This window comes from Shewanella sp. SG41-4, from assembly GCF_014164505.1.
Classification (GTDB): Bacteria; Pseudomonadota; Gammaproteobacteria; order Enterobacterales; family Shewanellaceae; genus Shewanella.
Genome location: NZ_JACJFI010000139.1, coordinates 1 through 10,728, shown reverse-complemented (window position 1 = coordinate 10,728; position 10,728 = coordinate 1). Strand labels below are relative to the sequence as shown.

Genomic DNA, 10,728 nt, shown 5'->3' with positions numbered 1-10,728 from the left:
TTGTTTCCGCTCTACTCGTTGTTTCCGCTTCATTGTTTTTTAAAAGCCACACAAACAAAAACCCGCCTTTCGGCGGGTTGTTGTGCGAACACTGCATCTTTATTCTGTATCGGTAACTATTACTTAGTTGCCAATTTTTCACGGATACGTGCAGACTTACCTGAACGCTCACGTAAATAGTACAGTTTAGCACGACGTACACGACCGCGACGCTTAACTTCGATGCTAGCAATTAGCGGGCTGTGCGTCTGGAAAGCACGCTCAACACCTTCGCCATTAGAGATTTTACGTACTGTGAATGCAGAATGCAGACCACGGTTACGCTTAGCAATTACCAAACCTTCAAAAGCCTGAAGACGCTCTTTATCGCCTTCCTTAACACGTACTTGAACTACTACTGTATCACCAGCACCAAAATCAGGCACATCTGTTTTCATTTGCTCATCGTTGAGCATTTTAATGATGTTGTTCATAATTACTCCATCCTAGTAATAACTGAGCGTTGACTATGCGGACTTGTCCGTTTCATTCACGAACTGCGCTAATAAAGTCGTTTGTTCGTCAGTCAGAGCTAGATTTTCAAATAATTCTGGTCGTCTCAAAAAAGTTCTTCCGATACTTTGTTGTAAACGCCAGAGTCTAATTTTTTCGTGGTCACCGCTTAGCAGCACTGCAGGAACGTCAAGACCATCCAATTGTTCAGGGCGTGTATAATGAGGACAATCCAGTAAACCATCAGAGAAAGAATCTTGCTCTGCTGACGCTTGCTTGCCCAGTACACCAGGTACTAAACGAGCCACTGAATCGATTAATGTCATTGCCGGCAACTCGCCACCCGAAAGTACGTAATCACCGATAGACCATTCTTCATCAACTTCTGTCTGAATAATGCGTTCATCAACACCTTCGTATCGACCACACACTAAAATCAAACATTCAGATTTAGCTAACTCAGTAACGCCATGCTGATCCAGCTTGCGTCCCTGAGGAGATAGATAAATCACTTTTGCCCTATCACCTGCAGCTGCTTTAGCTGCATGGATAGCATCACGCAGAGGCTGCACCATCATTAACATACCAGGCCCACCACCATAAGGTCGGTCGTCCACAGTATTATGTCTATCATGGGTGAAATCTCGAGGATTCCACGTTTGCAGCTCTAGCAGGCCGTTTTTCACGGCTCGACCCGTAACTCCAAAGTCTGTAACAGCACGAAACATCTCTGGAAACAGGGTAATTACCCCTAACCACATATGTTGTACCTCGACTTAGAAGTCAGGATCCCAATCCACTAAAATCTGTTTCCCTTGCAAGTCCACCTGTTTGATGAACTGCTCAGGGACAAAGGGGATCATACGTTCCGCTTTGCCGAAGGCATCTTTGGCATTAGCTTTAATCAATAGTACGTCGTTTGATCCTGTTTCCACGATCTGGTCAACAATACCCATGTTATAGCCGTTTATATTGGTCACTTCGCAGCCGATAAGATCACGATGATAGAATTCACTATCATCCAAATCTTTCATTTGCTCAGGCATGATCGCAATTTCACAATTTGTGAGCATTTGCGCATGTTCTCTGGTAGCGACACCTTCTAGTTCAGCCACTACAGCTTTACCTTGAAAACGCCACTGAGCAACCTTAACTTCACGCCAAACGCCTTGTTCTTTTATAAGCCAAGGCGAATAATCGAAAATACCTTCAACAGAATCGGTATAGGAAGTGATTTTTAGCCAACCTTTAATACCATGACTGGAACCTAACTTACCCAGTACAACTAGCTCTTGGTTACTACTCATCTATCTATACCTTATACGCAATTAAGCAACAGCTTTACGCGCGTCTTTAATCAGTTTTGCAACACGCTCAGATGTTGCAGCGCCAGTAGCAACCCAGTGCTCAACACGATCAAGATCTAAACGTAAAGTTTCTTCTTGGCCACGAGCCAATGGATTGAAGAAACCTACACGTTCGATGAAACGACCGTCACGAGCATTGCGGCTATCAGCAACAACGATATTATAAAATGGACGCTTTTTTGCGCCGCCACGAGCTAAACGAATGGTAACCATGCGTTTTATTCCTCTAATGATTTGCTAGAAGCAAAAATAAAAACTGGAACTCCGTGTTCGCGAAGAGTCCCAGAAAGAAAGCCGGAAGATTTTACCTGACTTTTGAACTATTGCAACCAAATCTGATGTTTTTTAGCTCACCCATTTTGTTGCAATAAAGTCAGAGATATAACCTAACCAACTGATTGAATTTAAAAATACTGATTTTAAACTTAAAAGATGCTGTTATTATCGACCAGGAAACTTCATTCCAGGCGGTAACATTCCGCCCATTCCGCGCATCATCTTCTTCATTCCACCCTTGCCTGACATTTTTTTCATCATTTTCTGCATTTGGGTAAATTGCTTCAATAAGCGGTTTACATCTTGAATTTGGGTACCAGAACCGCCAGCGATTCTACGTTTACGAGATCCTTTAATCAAATCTGGATTCTTACGCTCTTTAGAAGTCATTGAATTAATAATGGCTTCCATTTGTCCGGTCATTTTACCGTCTTGAACTTGAGCCAATGCTTCTGGTGGTAATTGCCCCACACCAGGAAGCTTCTCAAGCATATTCATCATTCCGCCCATGTTTTTCATTTGCTGTAATTGCTCACGAAAATCTTCTAGGTCGAAACTGCCGCCGGATTTAACTTTTGAAGCCAGTTTCATCGCTTTGTCTTTATCGACGCCACGTTCAACTTCTTCAATTAATGACAACACATCACCCATGCCGAGGATACGCGAAGCAATACGGTCTGGATGGAAAGGCTCTAACGCATCGGTTTTCTCACCAACACCTAAAAATTTAATCGGCTTTCCAGTGATACTGCGAATAGATAACGCGGCACCACCACGAGCATCACCATCGACTTTGGTTAAGATAACACCCGTCAAAGGTAACGCTTCGTTGAATGCTTTAGCTGTGTTGGCAGCGTCTTGCCCCGTCATCGCATCAACAACGAATAAGGTCTCAATTGGATTTACAGTGGCATGAAGCTGTTTAATTTCATCCATCATGGCTTCATCAACATGCAGGCGACCTGCTGTATCGACAATCACCACATCAATGAATTTTAATTTTGCATAGCTTATTGCGGCTTTGGCAATATCAACTGGCTTTTGGCTAACGTCGGACGGAAAGAATTCAACTTCAACTTCGGCAGCCAATGTTTCAAGTTGTTTAATCGCCGCTGGACGATATACATCCGCACTGACTACAAGGACTGATTTTTTATGACGTGTGCGTAAAAACTTACCTAATTTGGCTACCGAGGTTGTTTTACCCGCGCCTTGAAGACCTGCCATCATGATCACAGCCGGAGGCACTGCCGCTAGGTCGAGGGCTTCATTCGCCTCACCCATGGCTTTTTCAAGCTCATTTTGAACTATTTTGATAAAGGCTTGGCCTGGGCTTAAGCTTTTTGACACCTCTTGACCTACAGCGCGTTCTTTAACGCTGTTAACGAAGTCTCTAACAACAGGTAAAGCTACATCCGCCTCAAGCAGCGCCATACGCACTTCACGCAGGGTTTCTTTAATGTTGTCTTCTGTTAAGCGACCACGGCCACTAATGTTTTTTAGTGTGCGTGAAAGTCTGTCAGATAAATTTTCAAACATTGAGCGGCTCTTTTAAGCATATCTATAATTGAGCCCATTATACCCAAGCCACTCTAAATTACGATACTTGCAACACGAAGAACTTAAACACTGACTCATTTTAAGTAAATTAACTGTAGCTAAAGGCTGGAAACTGTTAAATTTTGAGCCTCAGGTCACTGCCATATTAGGCCCTGATCATGTTAATCTAATAAAATAATGAAAATGTGATGCTTTGATAGTATTGTTCAACACTCACAGCGCAGTTTTTCAGCATTAATTACTATGATAGGTTGAGTCTCAATGGTTATTTTTTCAGCAGCAGCCATGCTGTTTTATTGTTTAGCTTTGGTTTTAGTAACAAGCCGACTTTTTCATGTTGAAGGGCCTAATCGTAAGGCCGTAATGGTGGCTTCTGGTATTGCCGTTATCATGCACGGGTTTGCACTTTCGAATGCAGTTTTTACCGTCGATGGACAAAACTTTAGTTTAACCAACGTGATTTCATTGGTTAACTGGATTATTGCATTTACGTTCACTATCACAATGCCTCGACTAAAAGTCATCATTGTTGTGCCTGTTGTGTATGCCTGCTCAATTTTGTCAGTGGCACTTCTGTGGTTAGTGCCGCCGCAGTTTATTACTCATTTTGAAATACACCCCGAACTTCTCGCGCATGTAGTGTTATCACTCATGGCGTATAGCGCATTGATGATAGCCGCTATGTACGCCATTCAATTGTTGTTTATCCAGAATAAACTGAAGAAAAAGCAGATGATGATGAGCCCTGCTATGCCACCACTAATGACAGTTGAAAAACAACTTTATCACCTCATTATTATTGGATTTATCTTACTGAGTTTATCGCTGGTCACTGGATTTGTATTTTTAGACGATATGTTCGGCGATGGTAAAGGTCATAAGGCAATATTATCAATAATAGCTTGGGTCGTTTACGCCATTATGTTGTGGCAACAATATACTGTTGGCTGTAGAATCCGTACTGCAGTGATTTACAGTTTATCTGGCGCGGGTTTACTTTCTCTAGCTTATTTTGGTGCAAGAATTGTTAAAGAACTGATATTAAACTAATTTTAACAAAGCTGGGTTGAAATAAACTATTTTATTCTGTTGAAAAATAAACAAGATAACTTGACACTAACGGCCAATCATAAATAATGGCCGTTAAATTTCTGACAATTTGGCCAGTTGGCCAATTTCACAACACTTCATGGGGCCCCTTTTTTGGACGCTATATCTACCAGCGCACTCCTTATTTTCCTTTTGGTTTTAATCGTGATTTCTGCTTATTTTTCTGGTTCAGAAACTGCAATGATGAGCCTCAACCGATACCGTTTAAGACATCTTGCGTCGAATAATCATAAAGGTGCCCAAAGAGCTTTAAAATTGCTCGATCGCCCAGACAGACTTATCGGATTAATTCTCATTGGTAATAACCTGGTTAATATCCTTGCATCCGCCATTGCGACTATTATTGGTATGCGCTTGTTTGGTGATATGGGGGTTGCTATTGCTACAGGTGTTCTGACTATCGTGGTGTTAGTGTTTGCTGAAGTCACACCCAAAACGTTTGCGGCTTTACACCCTGAGCGTATTGCATTCCCATCGAGTATTTTATTAGGTTGGTTATTAATATTGCTATCGCCATTAGTGAAAGCAATCAACTTAATTACCTCCATGTTTTTACGTTTGATGGGTATTAAAACAGTTAAAACAAGTGATGCGTTAAGCCAAGAAGAATTGCGAACAGTTGTACATGAAGCTGGCGCACTGATCCCACAGCGTCACCAAGAAATGTTACTGTCGATTTTAGATTTAGAAAAAGTCACAGTCGAAGACATTATGATTTCGCGCTCAGATATTTATGCCATTAACGTCAATGACGATTTTAGATTGATAAATAAGCAAGTGATTCAAAGTCCTCACACTCGAGTATTAGTCTATCGCGACAATATCGATGACGCTGTCGGCTTTATTCATTTACGTGATGCATTGCGTTTACAATCTAAAGAACAGTTTAGCAAGTCGTCATTATTGAGGGCTGTCAAAGAGTTGTACTTTATCCCAGAAGGGACACCACTAAACGTTCAATTGACTAATTTTCAACAAAACAAAGAACGCATAGGTCTTGTTGTTGATGAGTACGGTGATATTCAGGGTTTAGTGACCCTAGAAGATATCCTGGAAGAAATTGTCGGTGACTTCACTACCTCAATGCTGACCACTGCAAGTGAAGACATTAATATTCAGCAGGACGGTAGTTTCTTAATTGATGCCACGATTAACATCCGTGATCTTAATAAAGAAATGAAATGGAATTTGCCGATTGATGGCCCTAAAACCTTAAATGGCTTGATCATTGAATTCCTCGAAGATATTCCTGCCGTCAACACCAGTTTACGAATAGTTGATTATCAAATTGAAGTGATCGCCGTTGCCGATAATATGATTAAAACAGTCAGAGTTTTACCCAACAATTTAACGTTAATTGATGATAACGAATAGATTATCAAACATAAAAAAGGCGCTACTAGCGCCTTTTTTATTGCCATTCATTCGTCATTGATTACAACGCACGACGTTTAGCCTCTAAAGCACGGCGTTTATCACGCGCAATTGGGGTAATTTCTGCGGCTAAGTCTTTTTCTAACCCCAACATAAAATACAACTCTGCCATCAAAAAAAATGGCCCAATCAGAAGCTGGTTGAGATCATCCATAAAAGCAAGTTTAGCCTTTTCATATTTATGGCCAATGAACTGAATAACCCAACCAATAACAAAAATACTAATAGCTATGATAAAGGGATGCGCGGTGTGAACAACTAGCTCGGTGGTGTACAGCACCGGCAGAATAAATAATACCAATCCAATGGCTAGGCGGACATGAAGAGCCAAATAGTAGCCCAATACTACCACCGTTAGTATCATAGCTAGACTTACTTGATAATCCTGCCATGCAAAGCGAAGTGTCCCTAACATCAAGAACGCCGACCAAACAATCATTGGAACACCCACAAAGTGCGTCTTGATGTTTTGTGGGTTTAAATGCACGCTTTTATAAGTTGAAAGTTGTTCTACTGCCGATTTCATTTTTGATTCTCTTTAGTTTATCTCTGTTCGAATTAGGAATGAGGTAAGTCTCCGCAACTGGGATAACAAATGCCTCTCAAACAGTCCTGTGTCTTACTCATTGCGTTGAATTAAGTTGCAATAAGCCAGCTATTGAATTGCTAATAGCAATCTAATGAAACGTCATCTTGTTCGCATGAAAATGACCGCTTGATGTAAGTTATTATCTCGTTCTGAGATGAGTTGTTGATATCTTGTTAATTTACCCCACTTGAGGCAATTTTAAAAGCTCACAAAAAAGGCGCTAATGCGCCTTTAATAAATAGCCTAATATTATTCATATCAACTTTCTAACACTACTGTGGCTACTGCATAATGTTTTTCATCTGCAATACTGATAAAACCTCGGCTACCGCTTAACTGCTCAAGCCGTACTAGCGCGCCATCGGTAAAACGTACCTGAGGTGCGCCATTATCATCATTGTCGATATGAATATGTTGAAATGATACGCCTCTACCAATCCCTGTACCCAAGGCTTTTGCTGCTGCTTCTTTGGCGGCGAACCGTTTAGCCAAAAATCGCTCAGGTTGTTTTGATTGCAAGTAAGTAGCAAGCTCAGACTCAGTCAGCACTCGCCTAGCTAATCTGTCACCGAGGCGCTCTCGCTGCTCACTGATGCGGGCAATCTCAACAATGTCTGTACCGATCCCTACAATCGCCATTATTCGCCTCTGCGGCCTTCAAGCATCAGTTTCTTCATGTCTCGTACTGCAGTGTCTAAACCATCAATAGCGGCTCGAGCAATTACAGCATGACCAATATTAAGCTCATAAAGCTCAGGAATAGCCGCGATAGCCTTAACATTGTGATAATGCAAACCGTGGCCAGCATTAACCACTAAACCTTTACTGTGAGCATATTGTGCCATTTCAGTAATACGAGCTAATTCATCTGCCTGCTCAGTATCAGTGATGGCATCAGCATAACAACCAGTATGGATCTCAATATAAGGTGCGCCAGATAACACTGCGGCATCAATTTGAGTTTTATCAGCATCAATAAACAATGACACTTTAATACCTTCTGCAACCAAACGAGTAACGGCTGAACGGATTTTTTCTAACTGACCTGCGACATCAAGACCGCCTTCAGTTGTTAGCTCTTCACGCTTCTCTGGGACTAAACACGCATACGCTGGTTTTATATCACAGGCGATGGCAATCATTTCTTCTGTGACAGCAAACTCGAAGTTCATTCTAGTCTTCAATGTTTTTGCCAATAAATACACATCACGATCTTGAATATGGCGACGATCTTCACGTAAATGTATCGTAATACCATCGGCGCCAGCATGCTCTGCTACTGCGGCGGCGTGCACAGGATCTGGATAATGAGTACCGCGAGCCTGACGTAATGTCGCGATATGATCGATGTTAATGCCTAATAGTATTCCGCTCACATCGAGCTCCTTAAGATAATAAATAACACAATGAGGCACACGATAACCAAAGTTATGCACTAATTTACAAGTGTTTGGCCCATGTGTTGGGTTTAAAAAATATTATATGCTAATCCGCTTTGTTACTAAATAACTGCCTACTTAATAACGGCTTATTACCTAACAATGGTGTGAGTAAATAACGCATTAACCCTTTAGCTTGATTAAACTGTTCTGGTTGCAGGTTTTGTGATGCCAATGCTAGCAACATGGCCCCAGATAAACAGCCTTTGCCATGAGAAAAAGAGCTTTCTTGAGTTACTGCTACAGGGATAAAACCACTCTCGGCAATAAATCGATAGTGACAACTGTCATCTAACGAGTCACCTTGGGTGTCATAAGCAAGAGACGGCAATGCTCCCAACTCTAGTAACAATGCCATTTCAAAATAACGTAGGTGGCTTGAACAAAACTGTTTAGCTAACGCAAGTAGCGCACGATGATAGTCTAGAAATAGCCCTTCAGCTTGGTGCTCCACAGATAAAAGACGGACTAATATTTCGTTTAGGTAAAAACCAGAATAAAGACTATTGCCACTCAGTGGCATCGCGGGTGCAGCGGATTCGATTTGGGTAATATTTTTCAAGCCCAAATTTCTGGCTTCGGATTTGGCACTAAATTGAATAATCAGCGGTTGAAAAGGTTGTAAGATACTTTTAATCGATCGTTTACCAGAACCGACTCGAGTAATGGCATCAACACGTCCAACACCCTCTACTAACAAATTTACAATCACGCTCGATTCACGAAATTGTCGATGATGAAGCACATAGCCACGTTTCATAGTGGCCATGCCTATAAACAATTAATCAGTAAAGCTAAAAACAATTTAGCTTTCGCCATAACCTAAACTTCTCAATGCGCGTTCATCATCAGCCCAACCTGATTTAACTTTGACCCATACCTCAAGAAACACTTTATTCTCAAATAAGGTTTCCATGTCTAGACGGGATTGCGTTGCAATAGTTCGAATTCGTTCACCTTTATTGCCAATCACCATCCTTTTCTGGCCTTCTCGCTCAACCAGAATTAACGCATTAATTTGATAGACACCATTTTCCATCATTTTAAACTGTTCAATCTCAACCGTTGCGTCGTAAGGAAGTTCATCCCCAAGGAAGCGCATCAGTTTTTCACGGACAATTTCAGATGCCATAAAACGTTGTGAACGATCGGTAACGTAATCTTCAGGGAAATAAAATGGTGCTTCAGGCAATGACTCACGAGCCATATCCAAAATACGCTGCACGTTGGTGCCTTTGCTGGCTGATATTGGCAAAATCTCATCAAAATCAAACTTTTTAGCTAATTCAGTTAGATAAGGAAATAATGATTCTTTATCTTTAATATTATCGACTTTGTTAATGGCTAAAATGATTTTACGATCATCATTACGATGTTTAATTTTTTGTAGCACCATCTCATCATCGGCAGTCCAGGTCATGCCATCAACAACAAAAATGACCATAGCTACATCAGCTAATGAACTAGCTGCCGCACGGTTCATCAAGCGGTTAATCGCACGCTTTTCTTCAATGTGCAGGCCTGGAGTATCAATAAATATGATCTGGCTTGGACCATCAGTATGAATACCCATAATACGGTGACGAGTTGTTTGCGGTTTTTTTGAGGTAATACTCACCTTTTGACCAAGTAACTTGTTCAAAAGCGTTGATTTACCCACATTTGGACGACCAACAATGGCCACCATGCCACAGTAGGTTACATCGTATTTGGCTGTAGCGGTTGGTGCTGCTTGGTTCATCCTTGCCAGCAGTTCATCTAAGCTAGGCTCTTGGTTAGCACCCGCTGGCAAGTCTGTTTTTTTGGTCATTTATTCAGTAGCTCCAATACCTGAGCAGCAGCAAGCTGTTCGGCTTTTCTTCTTGAACTTGCCACACCGGTGACAACTTTATCTAATTCACTAATTTTACATTCTACCGTGAAGGTTTGATCATGCGCTTCACCTTCTACCGCGACAACTTGGTAATCTGGCAATGGCTTTTTAAAACCTTGCAGATATTCTTGCAAAATTGTCTTTGGATCTTTTTGATTAATACCCGGTTTTATTTCAGCTAAGCGCTCTTGATACCATGATAATAATAGCTTACGACACACTTCAATATCGGCATCAAGATAGACAGCACCAATAATGGCCTCTACAGCATCTGCTAATATAGATTCGCGTCTAAATCCACCACTTTTGAGTTCACCTGGACCTAAATACAGATAATCACCTAACTTGAACTCTTGAGCGATAATCGTCAGTGTGTCGCCTTTAACTAAAGTGGCGCGCATACGGCTTAAATCACCTTCAGTTGCCTTAGGGAACTGATGATATAAGGCATCTGAAATGGCTATCGATAAAATCGAATCACCTAAAAACTCTAAACGCTCATTATGTTTATTCGCTGCGCTTCGATGTGTTAAGGCCTGAATGAGTAATTCAATGTTATTAAACTCATACCCTAAAGTACGGCACAAG

13 protein-coding genes are annotated in these 10,728 nt (G+C 41.3%); 2 read left to right on the top strand and 11 right to left on the bottom strand.

What is annotated here, in order from left to right; all coding sequences use genetic code 11:
• Window positions 1-119 precede the first annotated feature (119 nt).
• From rplS to ffh, 5 genes are all read right to left on the bottom strand, one after another.
• Window positions 120-473 (bottom strand): 50S ribosomal protein L19, encoded by a 354-nt coding sequence (gene rplS, locus H5202_RS13235; RefSeq protein WP_124731766.1) that lies wholly within the window; start codon window positions 471-473, stop codon window positions 120-122.
• A gap of 33 nt (window positions 474-506) precedes the next feature.
• Window positions 507-1,253 (bottom strand): tRNA (guanosine(37)-N1)-methyltransferase TrmD, encoded by a 747-nt coding sequence (gene trmD, locus H5202_RS13230; RefSeq protein WP_059744051.1) that lies wholly within the window; start codon window positions 1,251-1,253, stop codon window positions 507-509.
• A gap of 15 nt (window positions 1,254-1,268) precedes the next feature.
• Window positions 1,269-1,799, bottom strand: a complete 531-nt coding sequence (gene rimM, locus H5202_RS13225) for a ribosome maturation factor RimM (RefSeq protein WP_011638367.1) — start codon at window positions 1,797-1,799, stop codon at window positions 1,269-1,271.
• Window positions 1,800-1,820: 21 nt separating this feature from the next.
• Window positions 1,821-2,072, bottom strand: a complete 252-nt coding sequence (gene rpsP / locus H5202_RS13220; protein WP_011638368.1) for a 30S ribosomal protein S16 — start codon at window positions 2,070-2,072, stop codon at window positions 1,821-1,823.
• A 228-nt stretch (window positions 2,073-2,300) separates the two neighbouring features.
• Window positions 2,301-3,674 carry a signal recognition particle protein gene (gene ffh / locus H5202_RS13215; protein WP_182772479.1) on the bottom strand — a complete coding sequence of 458 codons (1,374 nt, stop codon included), beginning with the start codon at window positions 3,672-3,674 and terminating at the stop codon, window positions 2,301-2,303.
• Window positions 3,675-3,956: 282 nt separating this feature from the next.
• Here ffh and H5202_RS13210 point away from each other — a divergent pair, with 282 nt between their 5' ends.
• A complete protein-coding gene (locus H5202_RS13210) occupies window positions 3,957-4,745 on the top strand; it encodes a cytochrome C assembly family protein (RefSeq protein ID WP_182772478.1) in 789 nt (262 codons plus the stop codon).
• A gap of 153 nt (window positions 4,746-4,898) precedes the next feature.
• The gene (locus H5202_RS13205) at window positions 4,899-6,179 is read left to right on the top strand and encodes an HlyC/CorC family transporter (RefSeq protein ID WP_182772477.1); all 1,281 of its coding nucleotides are present in this window, start codon (window positions 4,899-4,901) and stop codon (window positions 6,177-6,179) included.
• 61 nt (window positions 6,180-6,240) lie between these two features.
• On the opposite strand, the gene H5202_RS13200 is transcribed toward H5202_RS13205, so the two are convergent.
• The 6 genes from H5202_RS13200 to rnc all read right to left on the bottom strand — a co-directional run bounded on the left by H5202_RS13200 (window position 6,241) and on the right by rnc (window position 10,727).
• Complete coding sequence (locus H5202_RS13200) at window positions 6,241-6,765, bottom strand: Mpo1 family 2-hydroxy fatty acid dioxygenase (RefSeq protein WP_182772476.1); 525 nt, start codon at window positions 6,763-6,765, stop codon at window positions 6,241-6,243.
• A gap of 321 nt (window positions 6,766-7,086) precedes the next feature.
• The gene (acpS, locus tag H5202_RS13195; protein ID WP_182772475.1) at window positions 7,087-7,467 is read right to left on the bottom strand and encodes a holo-ACP synthase; all 381 of its coding nucleotides are present in this window, start codon (window positions 7,465-7,467) and stop codon (window positions 7,087-7,089) included.
• Window positions 7,467-8,204, bottom strand: coding sequence for a pyridoxine 5'-phosphate synthase (gene pdxJ / locus H5202_RS13190; RefSeq protein WP_182772474.1), 738 nt, complete (start codon window positions 8,202-8,204; stop codon window positions 7,467-7,469). The genes acpS and pdxJ overlap by 1 nt, the downstream gene beginning before the upstream one ends.
• Window positions 8,205-8,313: 109 nt before the next feature.
• A complete protein-coding gene (gene recO / locus H5202_RS13185; protein WP_182772473.1) occupies window positions 8,314-9,027 on the bottom strand; it encodes a DNA repair protein RecO in 714 nt (237 codons plus the stop codon).
• 45 nt (window positions 9,028-9,072) lie between these two features.
• Complete coding sequence (gene era, locus H5202_RS13180; RefSeq protein WP_182772472.1) at window positions 9,073-10,077, bottom strand: GTPase Era; 1,005 nt, start codon at window positions 10,075-10,077, stop codon at window positions 9,073-9,075.
• Window positions 10,074-10,727, bottom strand: coding sequence for a ribonuclease III (gene rnc, locus H5202_RS13175; protein ID WP_182772471.1), 654 nt, complete (start codon window positions 10,725-10,727; stop codon window positions 10,074-10,076). Before rnc ends, era begins: the two co-directional genes overlap by 4 nt.
• Window position 10,728 lies beyond the last annotated feature (1 nt).

Coding starts and splice junctions, on each gene's coding strand:
- rplS (WP_124731766.1), bottom strand. CDS start 473: ATGAACAACATCATTAAAATGCTCAACGATGAGCAAATGAAAACAGAT.
- trmD (WP_059744051.1), bottom strand. CDS start 1,253: ATGTGGTTAGGGGTAATTACCCTGTTTCCAGAGATGTTTCGTGCTGTT.
- rimM (WP_011638367.1), bottom strand. CDS start 1,799: ATGAGTAGTAACCAAGAGCTAGTTGTACTGGGTAAGTTAGGTTCCAGT.
- rpsP (WP_011638368.1), bottom strand. CDS start 2,072: ATGGTTACCATTCGTTTAGCTCGTGGCGGCGCAAAAAAGCGTCCATTT.
- ffh (WP_182772479.1), bottom strand. CDS start 3,674: ATGTTTGAAAATTTATCTGACAGACTTTCACGCACACTAAAAAACATT.
- H5202_RS13210 (WP_182772478.1), top strand. CDS start 3,957: ATGGTTATTTTTTCAGCAGCAGCCATGCTGTTTTATTGTTTAGCTTTG.
- H5202_RS13200 (WP_182772476.1), bottom strand. CDS start 6,765: ATGAAATCGGCAGTAGAACAACTTTCAACTTATAAAAGCGTGCATTTA.
- acpS (WP_182772475.1), bottom strand. CDS start 7,467: ATGGCGATTGTAGGGATCGGTACAGACATTGTTGAGATTGCCCGCATC.
- recO (WP_182772473.1), bottom strand. CDS start 9,027: ATGAAACGTGGCTATGTGCTTCATCATCGACAATTTCGTGAATCGAGC.
- era (WP_182772472.1), bottom strand. CDS start 10,077: ATGACCAAAAAAACAGACTTGCCAGCGGGTGCTAACCAAGAGCCTAGC.